Origin of the sequence: Streptomyces sp. NPDC051064 (genome assembly GCF_044455985.1) — a bacterium.
Lineage (GTDB): Bacteria > Actinomycetota > Actinomycetes > Streptomycetales > Streptomycetaceae > Streptomyces.
Window position 1 is genome coordinate 70,175 of sequence record NZ_JBITFK010000015.1, and the last position, 22,560, is coordinate 92,734.

The following is a 22,560-nucleotide window of genomic DNA, read 5'->3' on the forward strand; positions in this document are numbered from 1 at the left end:
TGTCACGCGGCCGCGGGAAGCGTGGTGTCGCTGCACAGTTCCGCGATGTACGCGGCCAGATGGCCTGCCACGTTCACGCCGTGTACGGCGGAGGAACGGGCGAAATCGGGATTCGCGTTCACTTCGAGGACCAGGAGCTCGCCGGTGGCGAGATCCTCGATGAGATCGATTCCGTAGAAGCCCTCGCCCAGTGCGTCGACGACCTGCGCACAGAGCTTCTCGATCGGGCCGGTGATCTCCAGTCGTTCGATCCGGGCGCCCAGGTGCGTGTTGGTGCGCCAGTTGTCCGAGACCCGCTGGATGGCGACCACGGGGGTGCGCCCCACCACCACGACCCGGAGGTCGTGACCGGGCTTGTCGACGTAACTCTGCACCAGGACGGGGAACAGCTTGCCGGCGGCGTCCGCCGACTCACGGCCGCCCACCCACGCCTCCAGCGAGTCGGTGTCGGTCACCTTGGTGACCCCGCGCCCCCAGGAACCGCTGACGGGCTTGACGACGGCCGGCATGCCGAGTTCCGCCACGGCCCCGCGCACCTGGTCGTAACTGAAGGCGTGGCGGGACACCGGGTGTGGAATGCCGTGCCGGGCGAACAGCAGGGCCTGAAGGCCCTTGTCGTTGCAGGTCTCGATGGTGGCGGCACGGTTGAGGGCCGTCACGCCGGTGAATTCGAGTCGCCGGGCGACCCCGACCGCCTCGCGGTGGGACAGGTTGCGGATCACCGCGAAGGCGGGCGGGGGCGTCACCCCCGACACCACCTCGGCGAGGTCCTCCGCCAGCAGCGGCCGGACGTTCAGTCCCTCTTCGCGCAGTGCGTTGAGGAGAAGCTTCTCGTCCGGCCGCAGCATGGTGACCGAGAGCAGTACCTCGGGGGCGTCGATCACTCGCCCCAGTCCTCTTCGACCTCGGGGGCCAGCGCGACGCGTACGACGGCGTCGTCCTTCTCGACGATCTCGTGCTCCTGCCCGCAGGCGCCGCAGGCGGTTATCTCGCCCCGCTCCCAGTCGTCCTGGATATCGAAGTCCGTGTCGCACACGAGGCACTGCGGTACGGAAATGGTTGCAGGCATTGCGGTCCTCTCGTCTCGTCGGGCACCGGGCCGGTGACCGCAACGAACATCCCGTTCCCGTGGCGAGGCGGCAAAGGGCGAGGAGGAATTCCGTCAACTGCCCCGGAATAAGTCAACTGTGCGCTGCGGGACTGACGGAGGACGGCAGACCTGACGGAAGGAAGGAGGACTTGACGGAGAGCGGGAGTGCGACTGTCGCGTGGGTGCGGGCTCCTCTAATCTCGGCTCCCATGATCAGCCCATTGGCAGCCGCGCTGTTGCGGCAACTGGCCGCCGAAGGCGTGGCCGGCTGGCTGGCGGAAGACGCGTCGGCACCCTTCGCACCGGCCCGGCTGCGCAGGTTCGCCGCGGACGGGAACTTCAGCGGTCTTCTCTCCGCCTCTGGGTCCGCCGACGCCGTACGCGAGGCCTGCGACGCGCTCCTGTGGGTGTACGAGGCGGCGGACGGCGATGCCGGACTGGTGTCCGCCGCGGTGGACCGCGACACGAGCCTCGCGGTGGACAGGCCCAATCTGCTGGTGCGTATCGCGCCCGACGGCCCCGGCCTCCGGGCGGTCACCGCGACGGTCGCCGCCGGGCTCGGCGTCGACGTGTCGCCCGTCCGATCGCTGGACAGCTGTGTCGAGGCCATGGACGCGTACTTCAGCGGTCTGGAGCTGGCGCTCGCCGCGGGGCTGAGCCTGCGCCGGCTGGCCGCCGTCATCTCGGTGCCGGTGGGGGAGATCGACGCGGAGGTCGACGCCCGGCTGGCCCGGCTGGCGTCGCCGGAGGCCCTGCGGCATCGGGGCACGGCGGCGCTGGCGGTCGCCAGGCTGGCGTTCCGGACGCGTGAGGAGCGGCTGGGCGACGCGTGGTGGCGGGTGCTCCGCGCCGCCGGTGCGCGCCCGCCCCGACTGGTGTGGACGGCGCCCCTGCCGCACCGGCTGACCGCACTGGTGGGGTGGCGGACCGCGCAGGCGGTGTCCGTGGAAGTGCTGGAGGAGGCCGTGGCCCACGGGGTGCCGAACGGCGACACGCTGCTGAAGGCGGACGAGGCGGGGCGGGCCGCCCTCGCGGCCCTCGACGAGGTGGGCATCGACATGACGGAGGTGTTCCGGGCCCTCGACGAGACGCGCCGGGAGGACACAGGCGCGGTGAGACAGGAGCGCCCGGCCGGATGACCCGGCCGGGCGCTCCGCACGATGCCTGCGGCGTGCTCAGTCCGACGCGGCGACGACCTGGAGCAGCACGTGCTCGACCACGTCGCTGCTGTACTCCCCCTCGGTGATCCGCTTGCTCGCGACGGTACGCAGCTCGCGTCCGCACTCGGCCGCGATCTCGTACAGCCGCGCGACGTCGCCGCGGTCGCTGAAGTGCAGCAGCACCCTGCCGTCCGCGGTGACGGCGCCCGGGCCGTCGGTCAGGAAGCGGCGGTGGGCGCGGTAGCCCGGATCCACGTACGCCGCCTCGTGGATCGACCCGTACGAGTACGCGTCAGGGGCGCGCACGTAGTTGGAGCTCCAGAAGACGGTGTCGAACCGCTCGCCGCCCAGCCCGGAGAACAGGTCGCTGTGCACGGCGTCGAGCCGTTCCCGCACGCCATGACGCGCGGCGTTCATCTCCGCGTTCCGTACGGCGGGCAGGCTGATGTCGGCGGCGACCACACGCGTACAGCCGGCCAGCGCGCTCAGCACCGCGATGACCCCGGTACCGCAGCCGATCTCCAGGAACGAACCGCTCGGGGCGTCGGGCGGTCCGTCCGCCAGTCCCAGGAACCCGAGCGCCGTCTCCGTGGACGGCGAGAAGACCGGTGCGAACACCTCGTCCATCAGGTCCCACTCATGGCCGGCCATGCGGAAGACGACCGGCCGGTCCTCCCGGGTGAGGGAGGCCCGGCTGCGCTGCAACGATCGCTCGTAGCACTGGACTTGTGGCACGGCCTGTGTCACGACGTGTGTCCCGGCTTGTGTCACCCTGGGCCCCCGTTCGGTCCGTCATCGGTCGAGCGCCCGGTGCGGCGCTCCGGTCATGACCATGCCTTCGGCGGGATCACCGCAGGAAGGTGCTCCGGTCACAGCCTCGGGGACCGGGGCGGTGACCCGGCCACCCTCGACCCGCTCTGACCAGGGGCTTGACTTCTCACCTGGGGTGGTTGACCGATCCAGCTCGCAGGTTTTAGGTTCACGGAAGGATGTTCGCGGTCCTACGTCCCGGAGACCCCGGGGCGGCCCTGGGGGAGGGAACGACCATTGCCGAGCGAAGACCCTTCAGTACGTGAGGCTCTGTTCAGGCTGTTCGAGTTACTGGCGACGGAAGCACCCCCGGAGCGCTTCGAGGAAGTGATCCGCACCGCCCTGCCCGACCCCGCGGACACCGCGTCGGCCGCGCTGCTCGACCGGGCGAGGGGCCTCGCCCTGGACATCCACAGTCTCTTCGCCCGCCGGCACCAGCGCGAGGCCGGGCTCGCCGCCCTGGTCGACACCGCGAGGGAACTGACCCTGCCCTACGAGCTGGACGTGCTGCTCAAGGTCATCACCCGTCGCGCCCGGCTGCTGCTCAACCTCGACATGTCGTGGATCAGCTTCCACGATCCGGCCGAGGACTGTTCGTACGTACGGGCCGCCGACGGGCACGCCTCCGCGATCACTGTGGGCTTCCGGATCCCCGGGACCGGAGGTCTCGGTAACCGGTCCAGGTCGCAGTCCATCCCGTTCTGGTCACCCGACTACCTGGACGACGACGGCTTCCCGCACTCCGGGGCGATCGACGACGTGGTGCGTGCCGAGGGGCTGCGGGCCCTGATGTCGGTGCCGCTGCACGACGGCGACCACGTCTTCGGGGCGCTGTACGTCGCCGACCGGAAGGTGCGCCACTTCGCGCCCGACGAGATCACACAGATGTCCTCGCTCGGCGACCTGGTCTCCGTGGCGATCAAGAAGGCCCGGCTGCTCGCCCAGGCGAGGGACGAGATATCCGAGCTGGAGCTCGACTCCTCCCGTGCCATGGACTTCTTCTCGGCGGCCCGCCATCTCCGTGAGACCCAGAGCCGCTTGATCGACCTCGTGCTGCGCGGCCGTGACCTGCACGAGCTCACCGCCGCCGCTGCCGGGGCGCTCGACGGCACCCTGCTGGTGCGTGACGTCGCCGGGCGCGATCTGGCGGCCACCGGTGTGGTCACCGCCCTCGACGAGGACGCGCTGCTCAAGACGGTCCTCGACGCGCACACCGAGCGGGCCCCGATCCGGTCGGCCGAGGGCCTCTGGTGCTGCCCCGCCGCCGCGGGCGACGAGATCCTCGCCACCCTCGTCTTCGAACCACGGGAGGCAGCCACCGACATCACCGCCCAGCTGCTGAGGATCGTCGCCCAGGCCGTCGCCGTACAGCTGCAGGTGCAGCGCAGCGCGGCAGCCGCCGAAGGGCACATGCGGGACCAGCTCTTCCACGAGCTGCTCAGCTCCTCGCGCTACACGCCGGAGCAGCTCGCCGAGCGGGCCCGGAGGCTCGCCGTCGACCTGACGGAGCCTCATGTGGCCGTGGTGGCACGCCCGGAGGGCGGGGCGCAGGGCAAGGCCGTCGTGTGGGCGTCCTCGTACGCCTACCGGCTCTCCGGTCTGAAGACCACGGACGGGGGGTGCATCGTCCTGCTGCTGCCGGGCACCGACCCGGGGGCGGCGGCGCGCGCGGTGTCGAGCGAGCTGTCCTCGGTCCTCGGCCATCCGGTGACGGCAGGTGCGGCCGGGCCGATCACCAGCGCCGTGACGATCGTCCAGACGTACCAGGAGGCGCGGCGCTGCCTGGACGCGCTGACCGCGCTGGGGGGTGACGGAGCCACCGCGTCGCCGCAGGAGCTGGGTTTTCTTGGCATGCTCCTGTCCGAGCAACCGGACACCGTCGCCTTCATCGCGTTCACCATCGGGCCCGTGCTGGACTACGACACCCAGCAGTGCACCGAGCTGGTGCGTACCCTCGAGGCCTACTTCGCCGCAGGGAGCAGCCCCACCCGTGCGGCCGAGAGCCTGCATGTGCACCCCAACACCGTCTCGCGGCGGCTGGAGCGCATCACCGATCTCCTGGGCGCGGGCTGGCAGGAGCCCGTGCGCGCCCTGGAGGTCCAGCTCGCCCTACGGCTGCACCGCGCCCGGCACACGCTCCGCAAGGGCGGCGCGCCGCCTCACGCCGAGGCGCCCGCGACATAGGGGCTGGGCATGCGCCCCGGCCGGACCGTGCGGACCTGCCCCTGCACGGGGGAGACGGAAGGCACCAGCGTGGGCCCGGTGGAGTGCGGATGGTCCCGTGACCAGGTCTGGTGGGGCATCGTGACCGGGGTGTGCGCGGCGACCGGGAAAGGCGCCCGCAGCGTGTTCTCGCCCCAGCCCGTCCCGCCCAGCAGCGCCGCCGCGTGAGCGACGGAGGCCAGGGTGATGTGCCGGTGCCAGCCACGGAAGGAGCGGCCCTCGAAGTCCCGCAGCCCGACCCGCTCCCCGACCTCGGTGAAATCCCGCGAGACCCGGCGGGCGAGCCTGCTCATCCGCAGGAGCGCCGGCACGGGGGCCTGGGTCATGTCGGTGAGCAGCAGTTCCCCCGCTGGCCGCAGCGGATCGTTCCACACCCCGAGCAGCAGCAGGCTGCGCTGCCCCCGCCCCGGCACGACGGTCCGGGCGAAGGGCGCCCGCTGCGCGAACGCCACCGGCACGGCGACGACCAGCGCGCCCGATCCGTCCTGGCGCACCGCGTGGCGCAGGCCCTTGACCGCTTCGACGATCTGCTGTGCGGACACCGCGCCGGCGCCGTAGCCGGGGAGTGCCGGATCGGCCACGGCCAGCCGGCTCGACGGCCCGATCCTGGCCAGTACGGGGACACCGGAGTCGCCGAACTCCCGCATCAGCATGGGGAGGTCGTGCCCGCAGGCGTTCAGCAGCAGCGGCCTGCGCGGCACCGGCCAGCGGTTCATCGTCTCCAGGACCGTCGCGACCGCGCACTCGTCCGGCGACTCCGCGACGGTCTCCGCGGGAATGTCCGCGCGCCGCCGCCTGGAGCTGTCCTGCAGCCAGTACTCCGGCAGATGCAGCCGCCAGTTGACCGGGACGCTCATCTCCTCCGAGGCGAACCACAGGCCGAAGGCCCGCTGTCCGGGCGCCTCCCCGCTCGCCGCCGGAACCGCGGTCACCCCCACCGACTGGTCACCTGCCTTGGGGATGGACATCTGCTGCAGCACCCACGCCTGGGGCGGCACGGTCCGCTGCACATAGCAGGCCAGCGCCTCCCGGACCGGCGCCCAGTCCCAGGTGGAGCTGGAGATGAAGTGCTGGAGGCTCTGCTCGGCGGCCGAACCACCCACGAGGGAGGCGATGTTGCGCATGGTCTTGCGCCCGCCCACGGTCAGCAGCCCGCGCAGGTACTGCTCCCCCTTCGCGCGCTGGTCCCTCCTCCGCAGCGAGGCGGAGAACACCGCGGCGGCGAGTTCGGAGACCACATCGGACGGCTCGGCGCCGTCCGGGAATCCGGCGAACACATCCTTGGTCTGTTCCAGGTCTCCACTCATACGTCAACGGTGGCCCTCGAAGGGGGTGGCGGACGAGGTGCGCCGGGCACCAGATCGCTCCCGGTGATGGTGGGCGGACCACCACCACCCCGGCTCTCCGCGGTCCCGAACCCCCGATGTGCGGCCCGGCAGGGTGTGGCGTGACCACCACTCCCGCTGCCGAGGTGACGGAGCAAGTGACGGAACACCTGACGAAGTCACCCGCATCTGACGGGGCCGGGCCGCGGCCCTGTCGTACCCCGGCGGGGTTACGGAGAGTGGGTCCACGGCACCCTCGCGGGTGTTCCCTCACCTCCTGGAGCACTGCCATGCCAGAAGCCGGCAGCGGTACCGCTGTACGTCCGGGGCCCGGGGCCCTGCCCGCCTCGGCGAGCGGTGCACCGCTCGCCGAGGCGGTGCTCTCCGTCGCCCGCCGGGACATCGCCTCGTTCCACGCCCTACCCCTGTCGCACGGGGGTTCCATCAGGAACTCGAAGATCCGTGATGTCTACGAAGCGCTGTTCGGGCAGGCGCAACTCGCCTCGGAGGTGTCGTACAGCGGCACGATGCTCGACTCGTTCTTCCGACCGCGCGGACCGCTGCGCGCCGCGCAGCAGCTCGCTGCGGCGAGCTTCGGCGCGGACTCCACCGTCTTCCTGTCCGCCGGGACCAGCACCGCCAACCGGGTCGCGCTCGGCGCCCTGGTGCCGCCCGGCGGCCGGGTGCTCGCGGACCGCAGCTGCCACCAGTCCGTGCACTTCGCGCTCGGCGACATGAACGCCACGACGGAGTACGCGCCGATGCGCCGCTGCTGCGCCGACTGCCCGCGGACCTTCGCCGATCTGCGGCAGCTGCTCGACATGTTCGCCCTCGCCGTCGCCGAAGGCGTGCCGTACGACACGGTCGTGCTGTCCGCCGTCTCCTACGACGGTGTCCGCTACGACATGCCGGCGCTGCTGGGCGCCCTGGCCGAACTGCACCCCGCCGTGTCCGTCCTGGTCGACGAGGCCTGGGGCGCCGTCCACCGCTACCATCCGCGGCTCCAGCCGCTGACCGCCCTGGAGGCGGTGAGGCAGCTGCGCGAGTCCGATCCCGGGCTGCCGATGACCGTCGCGGTCACCCACTCCGCGCACAAGTCCATGTCGGCGCTGCGGCAGGGCTCGTACCTGCATCTGATGGGTGACGGCGAGATGCAGGAGCGGATCGCCCAGACGCTGTTCCAGTTCCACACCACCTCGCCGAGCTGGCCCGTGCTGGCCAGCCTCGACCTGGCCAGGCTGCAGGCGGAGGCGGAGGGAGAGGCGCTGCTGGACCGCTCGCTGAACCTGGCCAGGACCCTGCGCACCGAGATCCGGACGGACCCCCGGCTATCGGCCTACCGCACGCTCGGACCCGAGGGACATCTGGGCGAACCGGGCCTGCTGGTCCACGACGACCCCACCCGCGTCCTGGTGGACATAGGCGCGCTGGGCATCACCGCGGCGGAGTTCCGCCGCATCCTGTTCGACGAGTACGCCCTGTACGTCGCGCGGGAGAGCGGCGACGCCGTCGTCTTCCACGTCCACATCGGCGTCGACGAAGGGATACTCCTGCGGCTGCTGGACGCCCTGCGCACCGTCCAGCGCACCTACCGGGCCGCTTCCGAGGCCCTGGCGGGGGATGTCGCCGAGCACTTCATCATCGCGTACCCGCCGGGCATCCCGATCACCGTGCCCGGCGAGAAGCTCTCGGACCGGACCCGCGGCGAGCTCGACGCGCTGCGCACCAGCGGGGTCGAGATCTACACGTTGCGCCAGGGACGCACAGCGGCGGTCGCCCCCCTGGGCGGAACGGCGGACACGGCGGCCACAGCGGATACGGAGTGAACAGATGCTCAAACTCGCGGACATTCGCAGGAACGCCGCCCGGCGCCCGGACGACACAGCGATCGTCGACGGCCCGGACCGGCTGACCTGGCAGCAGTTCGAGGACCGGACGGCCCGCGTGACGGCCGGCCTGCACGCGGTCCTGCCTCCCCGACGCCCGGCCCGGGCGGCGTTCGTCGCCGAGAACAGCTGGCAGCTGGTCGTCGTCATGGCCGCCTGTGCGAGCCTCGGCATCCCCTGCGTCGGGCTCGACCACACCGCGTCCCCCGAGGCGACGGCGCGCGCCCTGGAGCAACTGCGGCCCACCGTGCTGATCAGCACCACGAGGTGCCGGCCGCTCCTCGAGAGGGCGGGCGTACCCGACCTCGACCGTGACGACGTGCTCACGGTCCACCTGGACGGCTCCACCGAGGGAGCCCTGACGTACGCCTCTCTCGCGGCCGCCGGCCCACGCGAAGTCAAGCCGGTGGAGCAGCCGTTCGCGACGTACTGCTTCACCTCGGGTACGAGCGGTACGCCCAAGATGGTGATCCGGAACTTCTCCTTCGAGGAACGCCGGCTCACCGCACTGGTCGACCGGTTCGCGTTCGGCCCGGACGACGTCCATCTGGTGACGGTCCCGCTGTACCACTCCTCGGGGCCCGGCTGGGCGCGGGTCTTCCTGGCGCTCGGGGGCAGAATCGTCCTGTGCCCGGAGGGGGACGGGGCGGACATGGCCCGGCTGATCCGGACGGAGGGCGTCACCACCAGCTTGATGGTTCCGCCGGTTCTCGCGACCCTGGTCTCGCACCCCGACTCCCGGGACCTGGCCGCCACGTCCCGGCTGAGGTTCGTGCTCTCCGGTGGGCGGCAGCTCAACCGGTGGCTGATCGGCAGGGCCTGGGAGCGCCTCGGGCCGGTTCTGCACCTGTACTACGGCACCACCGAAACCGGTCTGAACACCCTGATCACCCCGGACGAGCTGCACACCGTCCCCGGCAGGGCCGGGCGAGCCTGGGAGGGCAGCACCCTCGCGGTGGTCGACTCCCAGGGGCACCTGCTTCCGCCGGGCGTGCGGGGCCGTGTCGCCATCGCGAGCTACCAGCTCATGGACGACTACGCCAACGCGCAGCCCGTGTTCCTGGACCTCGACCCCGGCGACGGCGACGGACCACGGCGCTTCCTGCTCACCGGGGACAGCGGGGTGCTCGACGCGCAGGGGCACCTGGAGCTCACCGGCCGTACGGACGGCGTCTCCAAGGTGGACGAGACGGCGCCGCTGGATGTGAACGTCTTCGGTCTCGAGTACGACCTGATGGACCTGCCCTGCGTGCGGGACACGGTGGTCCTCCGTGTCGACCTGCCCACGCTCGGTGACGCGCTGGTGGTGCCCTTCGTCCCGGTCTCCGCGGAGCGTGAGCCGGGAGGCCGCCGGGCCGTCCGGGCCGCCTGCGCCGGCCGGGTGCCCTGCCTTCCCGCCCACGTGCTGCCGGTCGCGTCGATCCCGTACAGCCCGACGGGCAAGGTGCGGGCCGCCGAGCTGCTGGATCAGGTGCTCCCGCGGGTGCTCGCCGGAGAGGGGTGAGAAGGATGCGTGACCGGGTGTGACCGCCCGGTCACACGGCCTGGTGCACGAGCAGTGCCAGGGCGGCCGTAAGGATCACCATCAGGGCGATCAGCATCGCGGGGTTCAGCCCTGCGAACGGGCCGTTCTCCTGCATGCGCTCCCGGCTCGCCCGGCAGACGCTGCACCGGCCCTCGCTCACGGGAGCCGCGCAGTTCGCGCACACCAGTCGGTCATAGGTCATGCGCTTTCCTCCTCCCGCGCGGCGGAGCCGCCTACGCTTTCTCTCCGCACAACGCTCCGGGAAACCCAACCGTTCCCCTACCACTGTGCCAGGTCGCGGGGGTTTCGGCGCGGCTCGCGGGTACAGCTCGCGGGTACAGGTCGGGCACGCCCTGGTTCGTGCGCCGTCGCGTTCCGTTACATAACGCCCATTGCCGGACGCCGACTGCACGCGTGAGTCCGGTTCGCGTATGGTCACGCTCACCTACTCCCGGCCGACCGTGGTGCATCCGTGATCCGATTCGACAACGTCTCCAAGACCTACCCGAAGCAGAGCCGTCCAGCTCTCCGGGACGTCTCACTCGACATCGAGAAGGGTGAGTTCGTCTTCCTGGTGGGCTCCTCCGGCTCCGGCAAGTCCACCTTCATGCGGCTCATCCTCCGCGAGGAGCGCGCCAGTCAGGGCATGGTCCATGTGCTCGGCAAGGACCTCGCGCGGCTGTCCAACTGGAAGGTGCCGCAGATGCGCCGCCAGCTGGGCACGGTCTTCCAGGACTTCCGGCTCCTCCCCAACAAGACCGTCGCCGAGAACGTGGCCTTCGCGCAGGAGGTCATCGGCAAGCCCCGCGGCGAGATCCGCAAGGCTGTGCCCCAGGTTCTCGACCTCGTGGGCCTCGGGGGCAAGGAGGACCGTATGCCCGGTCAGCTCTCCGGTGGTGAGCAGCAACGTGTCGCGATCGCGCGGGCGTTCGTCAACCGCCCCATGCTGCTGATCGCGGACGAGCCGACCGGCAACCTCGACCCGCAGACCTCCGTGGGCATCATGAAGCTGCTGGACCGGATCAACCGGACCGGCACCACCGTGATCATGGCGACCCACGACCAGAACATCGTCGACCAGATGCGCAAGCGCGTCATCGAGCTCGAGCAGGGCCGTCTCGTCCGTGACCAGGCGCGTGGCGTCTACGGCTACCAGCACTGAGCATCGAGTACTGAAAGGACGCCATGCGCGCCCAGTTCGTCCTGTCGGAGATCGGCGTCGGTCTTCGTCGTAACCTCACGATGACCTTCGCGGTCGTGATCTCCGTCGCCCTCTCGCTCGCCCTGTTCGGCGGTGCGCTGTTGATGCGCGAGCAGGTCAGCTCGATGAAGACCTACTGGTACGACAAGGTCAACGTCTCGATCTTCCTCTGCAACAAGAACGACGCCAAGGACGTGCCCAAGTGCGCCAAGGGCGCCGTCACGGCCGAGCAGAAGAAGGAGATCAAGGCCGACCTGGAGAAGATGGAGGCCGTCGAGAAGCCGGTCCTCTTCGAGACGGTCGACCAGGCGTACAAGCACTACCAGGAGCAGTTCGGCGACTCGCCGATGGCCGGCAACATCACGCCGGACCAGATGCAGGAGTCGTTCCGCGTCAAGCTGAAGGACCCGCAGAAGTACAAGGTCGTCGCGACGGCCTTCGCGGGCCGTGACGGGGTTCAGTCCGTCCAGGACCAGCGGAGCATCCTGGACAACCTCTTCGGGCTGATGAACGGCATGAATGTGGCCGCGATCTTCCTGATGGGGCTGATGCTGGTCATCGCGCTGATGCTCATCGTGAACACCGTCCGCGTCTCGGCGTTCAGCCGGAGACGTGAGACGGGCATCATGCGGCTGGTGGGGGCCTCGGGCTTCTACATCCAGATGCCGTTCATCATGGAGGCCGCCTTCGCCGGCCTGATCGGCGGACTGCTCGCCTGCGTGATCCTGATAGCGGCGCGGTACTTCCTGATCGACGGCGGACTCGCGCTCCAGGAGAAGCTGAATCTGATCGACTTCATCGGCTGGGAAGCGGTTCTCACGAAGCTTCCGCTGGTCCTCGCGATCGGGTTGCTGATGCCCGCCGTTGCCGCTCTCTTCGCGTTGCGCAAGTACCTCAAGGTGTGACGAGCGCCCCGTCCCGCATACGGCCAACGGACCGTGTGCGGCCGGGGCGTTGTCCTACACTCGGCCACATGCCGGGCCTTACGTACCATTTGAAACCCCGCGGTCTCTGCCGCGGGGCGGCCCTGACGTTGGTCTTCGCGAGCGTGCTGGCCACCGCCGCGGCCACCGGGTCCCTGCCCCGTGAGGACGGTGCGGGCACGGACATAGAGGCCCGTACGGTGTCGTCCACCGTCGGTTCCGTGGACCGTGAGGAGATCGCGGACGCCGTCGCCGACGCGGAGGCCGACGGCAAGTCCGGTACGGACGCCGCCGAGGAGGTCGTCAGCCGCAGCGGGGACCGCTGGGGCGCGGTCTACGACGAGCGGGAGTACGAGGAGTTCGAGCAGGCCCTCGACGGCTCGTACACCGGGGTGGGGATCTCCGCCCGCCGCTCAACCCACGGCGAGGTCACCGTGACCGGGGTCCGGGCCGGCGGGCCGGCGGAACGGGCAGGGGTCCGCAAGGGCGACCTGCTGCGCACCGTGGACGGCCGTCCGGTCGAGAAGCGCCCCGTCGCCGAAGTGGTCGCGCTGTTGCGCGGGGACCGGACGAAGGCGGCGGAAGGCTCCTCCGTGGCCCTCGGGCTGAGCCGGGGCGGGCACTCCTGGGCCACGACCTTGCGCAGGGCCAGACTCAGCACGGATCCGGTGAGCGTCCGGCGCCTCGGCCGGGACCCCTCCGCCGCCGTCCTGATCAAGGTCGCCGCGTTCACCAAGGGCACGGGCACCGCGGTCCGCGACGCCGTGGACCGGGCGCCCGGGGACGCGGGGATCCTCCTGGACCTCCGGGCCAACGCGGGCGGCCTGGTCGGCGAGGCCGTCACCGCCTCCTCGGCCTTCCTGGACGGCGGGCTCGTCGCCACCTACGACGTGCACGGTGAGCAGCACGCCCTGTACGCCGAGCCCGGCGGGGACACCGGCCGGCCCGTGGTCGTCCTGGTGGACGGCGGCACGATGAGCGCCGCCGAGCTGCTGACCGGGGCGCTGCAGGACCGGGGGAGGGCGGTGACCGTGGGATCACGCACCTTCGGCAAGGGCTCCGTGCAGCTGCCCAGCAAGCTCCCGGGCGGTTCGGTGGCCGAGCTGACCGTCGGGCACTACCGCACCCCGGCGGGCCGCACCGTCGAGGGGAGCGGCATCACGCCGGACGTCGGGGCGGGTCCGGAGGCCCAGCAGCGGGGCGAAACAGTATTGAGTGGCCTCGGGGGTGGGTCGTAGTGCGAAAATGACCGCACTATGGCCAAGGAAAAAGACACCGGGCGCAAGATGATTGCGCAGAACAAGAAGGCGCGGCACGACTACCACGTCCTCGACACCTACGAGTGCGGTCTCGTGCTCATGGGCACGGAGGTCAAGTCGCTGCGGATGGGCAGGGCGTCGCTGGTCGACGGCTTCGTCCAGATCGACAACGGGGAGGCGTGGCTGCACAACATCCACGTCCCTGAGTACGTGCAGGGCACCTGGACCAACCACTCGGCCAAGCGCAAGCGCAAGCTGCTCATGCACAGGGCCGAGATCGACAAGCTGGCGTCCAAGTCGCAGGAGACGGGCCACACGATCGTGCCGCTCGCGCTGTACTTCAAGGACAGCCGCGTCAAGGTCGAGATCGCGCTCGCGAAGGGCAAGAAGGAGTACGACAAGCGCCAGACGCTGCGCGAGAAGCAGGACACGCGGGAGACGAACCGCGCGATCTCGGCGGCCCGCAGGCGTCAGCGCAGCGCGTAGCCGGACCGGCGCGGCGCGTGCTCCGGGTCCCGCGCCCCGGAGCCGCAGGAATACAGTGGCATCCGCGTGCGTTGGTCACGTACGATGGGCCGTGCACCCCACAGAGGGTGTGCGCATTTGAAAAAACAACATGGGGATGATCGGTTTCGACAGCGGATGTCGAAGCAGGGGAAGCGAGTCGAGGAAGCGGCAATGATCTCGTAAACCATATGTCGCAAACAATAATCGCCAATTCCAAGCGCGATTCCTCCGCCTTCGCCCTCGCTGCCTAATTAGCAGCTAAGCGAAGACTCTGCGGAGTGTCAGCCCGGGGTTGATCCCGACCCGGATCCTGGCATCAATTAGGGATCTAAACTTCTAGGCCCGGTCACGGGGCCTGGAAGGAAATCAAACAGTGACTGGGCCTGTCGGAGGCTTGTTCGCGTGACCTCCGGGGCCGAGAAAAGCGTAGCGAACTGCACTCGGAGAAGCCCTGGTTCCGCACCGTTGGACGCGGGTTCGATTCCCGCCATCTCCACAATTCCCATGTGAACGAGGACCCCGTTGCCCCTGGCAGCGGGGTCCTCGTTTTTTATGTGGATCCCTTCAGGCTCTGCGCGTTCCCACGGACGCCACGGCCAGGGCGAGGGCCGCCGCGCACACCGGTGCCGCGTAACCGCTCACCGTCCCGGCGTGCTCCACCGTCCAGCCGCCCGCCGCCGAGCCGGCCGCTATGCCGCCCAGCAGCGCGGTGACGGCCAGCGTCATGCCCTCGTTGAGCTGCGCCTGCGGGGTGAGCCGCTGGATCAGCGTCATGCCGGTGACCATGGTGGGCGCCGTCGCCGCCCCCGCCAGCAGCAGGCAGCCCGCCAGGACGAGCAGCGAGTCGGTCGTGGCCGTGGCGATCAGGGGGAGCGACATCAGAAGGGTCATCCCCGTCAGGCAGAGCAGTAGCCGGCGTCCGACGGCCGCCGCCGGGCGCAGTGACCCGTACAGCAGCCCGGCGACGCAGGAGCCGCCGGCCTGGAGCGCGAGGATCGCGCCTCCGGCGTGGGCGATGGAGACGACCTCCATCGCCCCGAAGACCGCCCCCGTCGCGAGGAAGACGGCGAGCAGGGCGGGGATGCCCGGGGTGCGCAGGGGAGAGGCCGCCCGTGTGCGGGGGGCCACCGGTGGCTCGGTCGCACGCTGCGCGGCGAAGACCAGGACGCCGGTCATGAGCAGGATCGCGCCGGTGAGAGTGCCGGCCTCGGGGAAGAGCGCCCCGCACAGGGACGCCGCGAGGACCGGGCCGAGCATGAAGCACAGCTCGTCGGCGGCCTGTTCGAAGGAGTTCGCCGTGTGCAGGGCGGCCGGGTCGCCCCGGTGCAGATGGGCCCAGCGGGCCCGTGACATGCCGCCGGTGTTCGGGGTGGTGGCCGTTGCGGCGTAGGCGGCGAAGAGCGTCCAGACCGGTGCGTCGTAGTGCACGCAGAGGACCAGGGACAGTGAGCCGAGCACGGCGACCGCGGTGGCGGGCACGGCGATCCTGGCCTGCCCGTACCGGTCGACGAGGCGCGCCGTCCAGGGGGCGACCACGGCGGTCGCGGCCAGTCCGGTCGCGGTGACGGCCCCGGCCAGGGCGTACGAGCCGTGTGCCCCGGCGATCATGATGACGGCGCTGACGCTGAACATGCCCATGGGGAGCCGGGCGAGGAGATTGCCCGCGGTGAACGCGCGCGCTCCGGGGGTGACGAGGAGCCGCAGGTAGGGATTGGAGGGGGCGAGCGGGGCCGGGGTGGCGCTTTCATGAGGCACGCGTCCACCCTCGGATCGAGCGGCCCGAGGCGTCCAACACCTGATCGGACCCCATTGACGCACTTCTGTTGTAAATTGGCTCCGTGGCCGCGACCGACACCGATCCCCGTCTCCTCCGCGCCTTCGTCACGGTGGCGGAGGAGCTGCACTTCACCCGGGCCGCCGCCCGGCTCTACCTCGCCCAGCAGGCGCTGAGCCGGGACATCCGCCGACTGGAGCGGGAGCTGGGCCGGGAGCTCTTCGTCCGCACCACCCGGCAGGTGTCGCTCACCGCCGACGGGGAACGCCTCGTCCCGTACGCCCGCCGGGTGCTCGACGCGCACGCCGCGCTCTCCGCCGCCTTCGCGGACCCGGCGGACCGGCCGCTGCTCGTCGATCTCAACACCGACGGGATGACGGCGGCCCGGGTGCTGGCCCGCGCACGGGAGCTCGCGCCGGAGTGCGAGCTGATGGCGCGCTTCGAGAGCGGGCTGACCTGGGCGGCCGGTGAGGTGCTCGCCGGGCGGCTCGACGTCTCCTTCGGGCGGGCCGCCGGGCTCGGTCCCGCGGTGCTCGCCCAGCTCTCCGTACAGCCGGTGCGGTACGAGCCGATGGCTGTCCTCCTGCCGCACGGTCATCCTCTGGCCGGGCGTGAAGAGGTCGCCATGAGTGACCTGACCGGTGAAACCGTCTACGCCGGGGCGGGCAATGCGCGCACGCTCGAGTGGACGGATCTCGCGGCCGCACTCTTCGCGGAGTGGGGTGTCGTCATGGCCCCACCTGCCCCGCTCGCCGTCGGAGTGTCCGAATTCCAACGGGTGATGGCGAAGACCGGGAACCCCGTGCTCGCCGTCGCGGGCTTCCCGCCGTTGCCGGGGACGGTGTTGCGCCCGCTCGTGCGGCCGGTGCCGCTGTCGCCGCTGCTGATGGTGTGGCGCAAGGGCCTCGACCACCCCGGCCTCTCCGCGTTGCGTGCCGCGGCGGCCGAACTCGCCGCAACAGAAGGATGGATGGTGCGACCACCGACATCGTGGCTACCGGAAGCCGACGTGTCACTTATGAGTCACTGTTCATGAACAACAGGTCGTACAGCCCTCTTCCGGTCGTCGGCGTGCGCTACATTCAGTGCTTCGGGTGCACGGTGGCAGGTGGCGCGCGGACAGGGTGGGGGCCCAGTTCGTTGGCATGAATCAAGTCATTCCCGCGCATCTGCTTCATTGAGTGGGGGATGTGCGAACACCTGTGGAAAATTGGCGTGAAGGTACCCGGACCGGGCACACGCATGAGCCGAACGACGTCACCGTCCAACTGGACGGACTCGGGCGTCAGCTCTCCGAACTACCCGTCGAACCCGGCCCTCCGGACCTTTCCGACGGGCCGGTGTTCGTCGACGAGAGCGGTCGCCGGAGCAAGACGTACAGGCGTGTGGGCTGGGTGCTCGCCGCGATCTGTGCGGTGTACGCGGTGACCCTGGTGGTCGCCGTGCTCGGAGGGAACTCCAGCGCTCCCTGGCTGCCGCTCTCCGGGCAGGAGGGGAAGCGCGCGGAAGAGGTCGAGGTCCGGCCCGCTCCGAGTGACGCCGCCGTGTCCGAGAGCCCCGGAGCGACGCCCAGCGCCTCCGCCTCGGCCTCCGGCACCGGGGTGGCCCCTCCGTCGGACGGCGCCTCCGTGTCCGGCTCCGCCGGGCCCGGAGCGAGCGCCTCGGCCTCCTCGTCCAGCAGGCCTCCCCGGACCGGCACCTCTTCGGCCCCCGTCGTCCCGGGCGACTCGGTCTCCCAGCAGCCGACCGGTGACCCGTCGCCGCCGGCCACCACCGAGCCGTCCGTCGACGACAGCCCGCCGGCCTCCCCGGACACCTCGGAATCACCGGTGCAACCACAAGAAGGCGCTCAGTAGATGACAACCCCCGTTTCGCGGGGCAGACACAACCGGAAGAAGAAGCGGACCGTAAGACGCAGACTTCCCATGCGCTATCTGCTTCCGTCACTCCTTCTTGTGGCCCTGCTCGCCATGCTCATGCTGCGCGGATACGTGCACAGCGAGATCCTCGCCGACCACCGTGTCCAGCCACCCGCTCCCACCACCCAGGTACCTGACAAGGTGCTCGAGGGCGGCCCGGTCATCGACGCCCGCGCGGCGGGCGAGGAAGCCGAGACGCTCCGGATACCGGACCACAAGATCGTCCTGACCTTCGACGACGGCCCCGACCCGGTCTGGACCCCGCGGGTGCTGGACAAGCTCAAGGAGTACGACGCGCACGGGGTCTTCTTCGTCACCGGCACGATGGCCTCGCGTTACCCGGACCTCGTGCAGCGGATGGTCGACGAGGGGCACGAGATCGGGCTGCACACCTTCAACCACCCCGATCTCTCCTTCCAGTCCACCAGTCGCATCGACCGGGAGCTTGCCCAGAACCAGCTGGTACTGGCGGGCGCGGCCGGCATCCGCACGTCGCTGTTCCGGCCCCCGTACTCCTCGTTCTCCGACGCCATGGACAACAAGTCCTGGCCGGTCACGCAGTACATCGGCAGCCGCGGCTACCTCACCGTCGTGAACAACACCGACAGCGAGGACTGGAAGCGCCCGGGCGTCGGAGTGATCTCCAAGAACGCCAGTCCCAAGCACGGCAAGGGCGCCATCGTCCTGATGCACGACTCCGGTGGTGACCGGTCCCAGACCGTGGCCGCCCTCGGCCACTTCCTGCCCAAGATGCAGGACAAGGGCTACGAGTTCACCAACCTGACGTCGGCGCTCGGCGCCCCCAGCGCGCACACCCCGGTCACCGGGTTCGCGCTCTGGAAGGGCAAGGCGTTCATAGGAGCGGTGGGGATCTCCGAACACGTCACCGGTGTCCTGGTGGTGGGCCTCGCCGTCATCGGCGTGCTGGTGATGGTCCGCTTCGGTCTGATGCTCCTGCTGTCCTTCCTGCACGCCAGGAAGGTGCGCCGCAGGAACTTCAGCTGGGGCGAGGAGTTCACCCGGCCCGTCTCGGTCCTCGTCCCCGCGTACAACGAGCGTGAGTGCATCGAGGCGACCGTCCGGTCGCTGGTGGCGAGCGACTACCCGATCGAGGTCGTCGTCATCGACGACGGCTCGACGGACGGCACGGCCGACCTCGTCGAGGCGATGTGGATCCCGAACGTCCGGGTCGTGCGCCAGCGCAACGCCGGCAAGCCCGCGGCCCTCAACAACGGCATCGCGCACGCCCGTTTCGACATCGTCGTGATGATGGACGGCGACACGGTCTTCGAACCCTCCACCGTGCGCGAGCTCGTGCAGCCGTTCGCCGATCCGAGGGTCGGAGCGGTCGCCGGCAACGCCAAGGTCGGCAACCGCGACTCGCTGATCGGCGCCTGGCAGCACATCGAGTACGTGATGGGCTTCAACCTCGACCGCCGGATGTACGACCTCCTGGGGTGCATGCCCACCATCCCCGGTGCGGTCGGCGCCTTCCGCCGGGAGGGGCTGGACCGGATCGGCGGCATGAGCGAGGACACCCTCGCCGAGGACACCGACGTCACCATGGCGCTGCACCGCGACGGCTGGCGCGTCGTCTACGCGGAGAACGCCCGCGCCTGGACCGAGGCTCCCGAGTCCGTGCAGCAGCTGTGGTCGCAGCGCTACCGGTGGTCCTACGGCACGATGCAGGCCATCTGGAAGCACCGCCGCGCGGTCATCGAGAAGGGGCCCTCGGGCCGCTTCGGACGGGTGGGCCTGCCGTTCGTCTCCCTGTTCATGGTCGTCGCCCCGCTGCTGGCGCCCCTCATCGACGTCTTCCTGCTGTACGGGCTGGTCTTCGGCCCGACGGGGAAGACGGTCGCGGCCTGGTTCGGCGTCCTGCTGGTGCAGGCCGTCTGCGCCGCGTACGCCTTCCGGCTCGACCGGGAGCGCATGACGCATCTGATCTCCCTGCCGCTCCAGCAGATCCTCTACCGGCAGCTGATGTACGTCGTGCTGCTCCAGTCCTGGATCACCGCTCTCACCGGTGGCCGGCTGCGCTGGCAGAAGCTGCGCCGCACGGGCGTGGTGGAGGCACCGGGCGGCACACAGAACCGCCGTAAGTACACGGACAAGGACCGGAGGCCGGTGGCATGACCTTCCCCGACCAGGGGCACGCGCCGGCCGGTGCCGCGTACACCGCGCCGCTGCCCGTCCCGCCCGCCCCCGCGGCGTATCCGGAGCACGTCCCCGCCGCCCCGGAGACCGTGGGGCAGGCTCCCGCGCCCCGCGCCAAGCCCGGGCGTGATCGCTACCTCGATCTGCTCAGGGCCGTGGCCCTCGTCCGCGTCGTGGTCTTCCACCTCTTCGGCTGGGCCTGGCTGACCATCCTCTTCCCGTCCATGGGCGTGATGTTCGCCCTGGCCGGTTCGCTGATGGCCCGCTCGCTGGCCCGGCCGGCGGGCAGCGTCATCCGCAGCCGGCTGCGCAGGCTGCTCCCTCCGATGTGGGCGTTCTCGCTCGTCGTCGTACCGGTGATCTTCGCGCTGAGCTGGAAGCCCGTCCGGGAGGAGGGGCTGTGGTGGTTCATCAAGCTCGGCAGCTACCTCTTCCCGCTCGGCTCGCCTCCGTATCCCGAGGAGAGCGGTTCCACCGGCGGGTGGCTGGAGCTGAGCTGGGCCGATCAGGCGGCGGGACCGCTCTGGTACATCCGGGCCTACCTCTGGTTCGTGCTCGCCTCGCCGCTGCTGCTCAAGGCGTTCCGCAGGCTGCCCTGGGTCACGCTGCTCGCCCCGGTCGCCCTCACCGCTGTGATCGGCACCGGCCTCGTGACCGTCCCCGGCACCTTCGGCGAGGGGCTCGTCGACTTCGCCGTGTTCGGATCCTGCTGGATCCTGGGCTTCGCCCACAACGACGGACTGCTGAAGGAGGTCCCGCGCTACCTGGCGGTGTCGTCCGCCGCGATCGTCATGGGCTTCGGCCTGTGGTGGGCGTCCGGGCACCTCACCGAGGAGGGCTGGAACCTGGACGAGATCCCGCTGGCCCAGGCCACCTGGTCCCTCGGCTTCTGCGCGATCCTCCTGATCTACGCCCCGTCCTGGCAGAAGCTTCCCGGCAGGTTCGCCGGCTGGGACAGCCTGGTCACGCTGGCGAACAACAGGGCCGTGACGATCTACCTGTGGCACAACCTGCTGCTGATGGCGGCCGCGCACCTCGTGGACGAGCTCTGGAACATCCCGTGGTTCGGCGACACATTCGGTACGTATATAGAACAGTCGTACGAAGTGCTGGTCCTGATCGCGATCTGGCCGCTCATAGGGCTCGCCATCCTGGCCTTCGGCTGGGTCGAGGACGTCGCCGCCAAGCGCCGGCCGCGCCTGTGGCCGAACGGGGCGGTCCGGGCGGGCGGGTCGCGCAGGGCCTGATCCGGACGCCAGGGGTGCGGCTTGGCCGGGCTCACCGCACCCCCGGCGGCCGAGTGAGAGCAAGGTTGCGCACCGGTCACCTCACGGCACCGCACCGAAACGCGGGCTCCCTAACGTCGGCAGGACAACACCCCGACCCCTGTGGAGGCGCGTGATGGCCGGTCGTTGGATCGAGCAGTGGGAGCCGGAGGACGAGACCTTCTGGCGAGAGACGGGCGAGAAGGTCGCCCGGAGGAATCTGTGGTTCTCCGTGCTCTCCGAGCACATCGGGTTCTCGATCTGGTCCCTGTGGTCCGTCATGGTCCTGTTCATGGGGCCGGAGTACGGCATCGACCCGGCCGGGAAGTTCTTCCTGATCTCCACGGCCACCCTGGTCGGCGCCATCGTCCGGGTGCCGTACACCTTCGCGGTCGCGCTGTTCGGCGGGCGCAACTGGACCGTCTTCAGCGCACTGTCGCTCCTGGTGCCGACCCTCGCGGCCTTCTGGGTGATGGAGCCCGGCACCTCGTACACCACGTTCCTCGTCGTCGCCGCGCTCACCGGCATCGGGGGCGGCAACTTCGCCTCGTCGATGACGAACATCAACGCCTTCTTCCCGCTGCGCAAGAAGGGCTGGGCGCTCGGGCTCAACGCCGGCGGCGGCAACATCGGCGTCCCGGTCGTCCAGCTCATCGGGCTGCTGGTGATCGGCACGGCGGGCGCCGCACACCCGCGGATCGTGCTCGGGGTGTACGTACCGCTGATCGTCGTCGCCGCGCTCGGCGCCGCGCTGCGCATGGACAACCTCCGGCCCGTCCAGAACGACACCGGGGCGGCGCTCCAGGCCGTACGCGAGCCGCACACCTGGATCATGTCGGTGCTCTACATCGGCACCTTCGGCTCGTTCATCGGCTACAGCTTCGCCTTCGGACTCGTCCTGCAGACCCAGTTCGGCCGTACTCCGCTGCAGGCCGCCTCGCTCACCTTCATCGGCCCGCTGCTCGGGTCCCTGATCCGGCCCGCCGGCGGCTGGCTCGCCGACCGGTACGGCGGCGCCCGGATCACCCTGTGGAACTTCGCGGCCATGGCCGCGGCCACCGGTGTCGTCGTCTACGCCTCCGGCATCGAGTCGCTGGCGGTGTTCCTCGTCGGCTTCATCGCGCTGTTCGTGCTGACGGGCCTCGGCAACGGCTCCACGTTCAAGATGATTCCGGGCATCTTCCACGCGCAGGGCATCGCCAAGGGACTCCGGGGCGAGGAGGCCGCGGCGTACGGACGACGGCTCTCCGGGGCCGCCATGGGACTCATCGGGGCGGTCGGCGCCCTGGGCGGCCTCGCGATCAACCTCGCGTTCCGTCAGTCCTTCGCCACCTCGGGCGCCGGAACGGCCGCCTTCTGGTGCTTCCTCGGCTTCTACGCCGTCTGCTTCACCCTCACGTGGGCGGTATACCTTCGGCGTACCGCAGCGGTGGCCACGAAGCCGCAGCTCAGCTATGCCGAGGTGTGAGGGTGGCCACAGCGCGTCGCAGGACGTAACGGGCGGGAAATACAGGAGGACCGAGACTGTCACGCAGG

The 22,560-nt window shown here is 70.3% G+C and carries 19 protein-coding genes and 1 other RNA gene; 14 read left to right on the forward strand and 6 right to left on the reverse strand.

Annotation, left to right across the window (positions count from 1 at the left end):
• Positions 1-2: 2 nt before the first annotated feature.
• Both ACIBCU_RS36420 and ACIBCU_RS36425 read right to left on the reverse strand, forming a co-directional pair.
• Positions 3-884 carry a RimK family alpha-L-glutamate ligase gene (locus ACIBCU_RS36420; protein WP_362927019.1) on the reverse strand — a complete coding sequence of 294 codons (882 nt, stop codon included), beginning with the start codon at positions 882-884 and terminating at the stop codon, positions 3-5.
• Positions 881-1,069 (reverse strand): lysine biosynthesis protein LysW, encoded by a 189-nt coding sequence (locus ACIBCU_RS36425; protein WP_356708712.1) that lies wholly within the window; start codon positions 1,067-1,069, stop codon positions 881-883. Before ACIBCU_RS36425 ends, ACIBCU_RS36420 begins: the two co-directional genes overlap by 4 nt.
• Before the next feature lie 230 nt (positions 1,070-1,299).
• On the opposite strand from ACIBCU_RS36425, the gene ACIBCU_RS36430 reads away from it, so the two are divergent.
• The gene (locus tag ACIBCU_RS36430) at positions 1,300-2,229 is read left to right on the forward strand and encodes a hypothetical protein (RefSeq protein WP_362927018.1); all 930 of its coding nucleotides are present in this window, start codon (positions 1,300-1,302) and stop codon (positions 2,227-2,229) included.
• 36 nt (positions 2,230-2,265) lie between these two features.
• Here ACIBCU_RS36430 and ACIBCU_RS36435 read toward each other — a convergent pair whose 3' ends face one another.
• Positions 2,266-2,955, reverse strand: a complete 690-nt coding sequence (locus tag ACIBCU_RS36435; RefSeq protein ID WP_399236802.1) for a methyltransferase — start codon at positions 2,953-2,955, stop codon at positions 2,266-2,268.
• A 432-nt stretch (positions 2,956-3,387) separates the two neighbouring features.
• Here ACIBCU_RS36435 and ACIBCU_RS36440 point away from each other — a divergent pair, with 432 nt between their 5' ends.
• On the forward strand, positions 3,388-5,244 hold the full coding sequence (locus ACIBCU_RS36440) for a helix-turn-helix domain-containing protein (protein ID WP_362927016.1): 1,857 nt from the start codon (positions 3,388-3,390) through the stop codon (positions 5,242-5,244).
• On the opposite strand, the gene ACIBCU_RS36445 is transcribed toward ACIBCU_RS36440, so the two are convergent.
• Positions 5,220-6,590, reverse strand: a complete 1,371-nt coding sequence (locus tag ACIBCU_RS36445; RefSeq protein ID WP_362927015.1) for a transposase — start codon at positions 6,588-6,590, stop codon at positions 5,220-5,222. The two genes, ACIBCU_RS36440 and ACIBCU_RS36445, sit on opposite strands and share 25 nt — an antisense overlap.
• A 308-nt stretch (positions 6,591-6,898) precedes the next feature.
• Between ACIBCU_RS36445 and ACIBCU_RS36450 the strand changes: the two genes are divergently transcribed.
• Positions 6,899-8,434, forward strand: coding sequence for an arginine decarboxylase (locus ACIBCU_RS36450; protein WP_362927014.1), 1,536 nt, complete (start codon positions 6,899-6,901; stop codon positions 8,432-8,434).
• A 4-nt stretch (positions 8,435-8,438) separates the two neighbouring features.
• Positions 8,439-9,998 carry a class I adenylate-forming enzyme family protein gene (locus ACIBCU_RS36455; RefSeq protein ID WP_399236805.1) on the forward strand — a complete coding sequence of 520 codons (1,560 nt, stop codon included), beginning with the start codon at positions 8,439-8,441 and terminating at the stop codon, positions 9,996-9,998.
• 31 nt (positions 9,999-10,029) lie between these two features.
• On the opposite strand, the gene ACIBCU_RS36460 is transcribed toward ACIBCU_RS36455, so the two are convergent.
• Positions 10,030-10,221 carry a hypothetical protein gene (locus ACIBCU_RS36460; RefSeq protein WP_362927012.1) on the reverse strand — a complete coding sequence of 64 codons (192 nt, stop codon included), beginning with the start codon at positions 10,219-10,221 and terminating at the stop codon, positions 10,030-10,032.
• 270 nt (positions 10,222-10,491) lie between these two features.
• Between ACIBCU_RS36460 and ftsE the strand changes: the two genes are divergently transcribed.
• From ftsE to ssrA, 5 genes are all read left to right on the forward strand, one after another.
• Positions 10,492-11,181, forward strand: coding sequence for a cell division ATP-binding protein FtsE (gene ftsE, locus ACIBCU_RS36465; protein ID WP_031100680.1), 690 nt, complete (start codon positions 10,492-10,494; stop codon positions 11,179-11,181).
• A 23-nt stretch (positions 11,182-11,204) separates the two neighbouring features.
• Positions 11,205-12,125, forward strand: coding sequence for a permease-like cell division protein FtsX (ftsX, locus tag ACIBCU_RS36470; protein ID WP_356708698.1), 921 nt, complete (start codon positions 11,205-11,207; stop codon positions 12,123-12,125).
• A gap of 68 nt (positions 12,126-12,193) precedes the next feature.
• A complete protein-coding gene (locus tag ACIBCU_RS36475) occupies positions 12,194-13,381 on the forward strand; it encodes a S41 family peptidase (protein WP_362927009.1) in 1,188 nt (395 codons plus the stop codon).
• 18 nt (positions 13,382-13,399) lie between these two features.
• Positions 13,400-13,888, forward strand: coding sequence for an SsrA-binding protein SmpB (gene smpB, locus ACIBCU_RS36480; RefSeq protein ID WP_362927008.1), 489 nt, complete (start codon positions 13,400-13,402; stop codon positions 13,886-13,888).
• Between the two features lie 132 nt (positions 13,889-14,020).
• Positions 14,021-14,408: a transfer-messenger RNA gene (gene ssrA / locus ACIBCU_RS36485) on the forward strand.
• Positions 14,409-14,473: 65 nt separating this feature from the next.
• Here ssrA and ACIBCU_RS36490 read toward each other — a convergent pair.
• Positions 14,474-15,664, reverse strand: a complete 1,191-nt coding sequence (locus ACIBCU_RS36490; protein WP_399236809.1) for an MFS transporter — start codon at positions 15,662-15,664, stop codon at positions 14,474-14,476.
• Between the two features lie 83 nt (positions 15,665-15,747).
• Between ACIBCU_RS36490 and ACIBCU_RS36495 the strand changes: the two genes are divergently transcribed.
• The 5 genes from ACIBCU_RS36495 to ACIBCU_RS36515 all read left to right on the forward strand — a co-directional run bounded on the left by ACIBCU_RS36495 (position 15,748) and on the right by ACIBCU_RS36515 (position 22,492).
• Complete coding sequence (locus ACIBCU_RS36495) at positions 15,748-16,719, forward strand: LysR family transcriptional regulator (protein ID WP_362927006.1); 972 nt, start codon at positions 15,748-15,750, stop codon at positions 16,717-16,719.
• A gap of 166 nt (positions 16,720-16,885) precedes the next feature.
• Complete coding sequence (locus ACIBCU_RS36500; protein WP_399236811.1) at positions 16,886-17,539, forward strand: hypothetical protein; 654 nt, start codon at positions 16,886-16,888, stop codon at positions 17,537-17,539.
• 69 nt (positions 17,540-17,608) lie between these two features.
• Positions 17,609-19,738, forward strand: a complete 2,130-nt coding sequence (locus ACIBCU_RS36505) for a bifunctional polysaccharide deacetylase/glycosyltransferase family 2 protein (RefSeq protein ID WP_399236813.1) — start codon at positions 17,609-17,611, stop codon at positions 19,736-19,738.
• Positions 19,735-21,006: an acyltransferase gene (locus tag ACIBCU_RS36510; RefSeq protein ID WP_399236815.1), complete on the forward strand. Its 1,272-nt coding sequence runs from the start codon at positions 19,735-19,737 to the stop codon at positions 21,004-21,006. The genes ACIBCU_RS36505 and ACIBCU_RS36510 overlap by 4 nt, the downstream gene beginning before the upstream one ends.
• 154 nt (positions 21,007-21,160) lie before the next feature.
• A complete protein-coding gene (locus ACIBCU_RS36515; RefSeq protein ID WP_399236817.1) occupies positions 21,161-22,492 on the forward strand; it encodes a nitrate/nitrite transporter in 1,332 nt (443 codons plus the stop codon).
• Positions 22,493-22,560: the final 68 nt, after the last annotated feature.

What these genes read in the sequence shown, in the direction of transcription:
- ACIBCU_RS36425 (WP_356708712.1), bottom strand. Translation starts at nt 1,069, where the DNA reads ATGCCTGCAACCATTTCCGTACCGCAGTGCCTCGTGTGCGACACGGAC.
- ACIBCU_RS36430 (WP_362927018.1), top strand. Translation starts at nt 1,300, where the DNA reads ATGATCAGCCCATTGGCAGCCGCGCTGTTGCGGCAACTGGCCGCCGAA.
- ACIBCU_RS36445 (WP_362927015.1), bottom strand. Translation starts at nt 6,590, where the DNA reads ATGAGTGGAGACCTGGAACAGACCAAGGATGTGTTCGCCGGATTCCCG.
- ACIBCU_RS36450 (WP_362927014.1), top strand. Translation starts at nt 6,899, where the DNA reads ATGCCAGAAGCCGGCAGCGGTACCGCTGTACGTCCGGGGCCCGGGGCC.
- ACIBCU_RS36455 (WP_399236805.1), top strand. Translation starts at nt 8,439, where the DNA reads ATGCTCAAACTCGCGGACATTCGCAGGAACGCCGCCCGGCGCCCGGAC.
- ACIBCU_RS36460 (WP_362927012.1), bottom strand. Translation starts at nt 10,221, where the DNA reads ATGACCTATGACCGACTGGTGTGCGCGAACTGCGCGGCTCCCGTGAGC.
- ftsX (WP_356708698.1), top strand. Translation starts at nt 11,205, where the DNA reads ATGCGCGCCCAGTTCGTCCTGTCGGAGATCGGCGTCGGTCTTCGTCGT.
- ACIBCU_RS36475 (WP_362927009.1), top strand. Translation starts at nt 12,194, where the DNA reads ATGCCGGGCCTTACGTACCATTTGAAACCCCGCGGTCTCTGCCGCGGG.
- smpB (WP_362927008.1), top strand. Translation starts at nt 13,400, where the DNA reads ATGGCCAAGGAAAAAGACACCGGGCGCAAGATGATTGCGCAGAACAAG.
- ACIBCU_RS36505 (WP_399236813.1), top strand. Translation starts at nt 17,609, where the DNA reads ATGCGCTATCTGCTTCCGTCACTCCTTCTTGTGGCCCTGCTCGCCATG.
- ACIBCU_RS36510 (WP_399236815.1), top strand. Translation starts at nt 19,735, where the DNA reads ATGACCTTCCCCGACCAGGGGCACGCGCCGGCCGGTGCCGCGTACACC.
- ACIBCU_RS36515 (WP_399236817.1), top strand. Translation starts at nt 21,161, where the DNA reads ATGGCCGGTCGTTGGATCGAGCAGTGGGAGCCGGAGGACGAGACCTTC.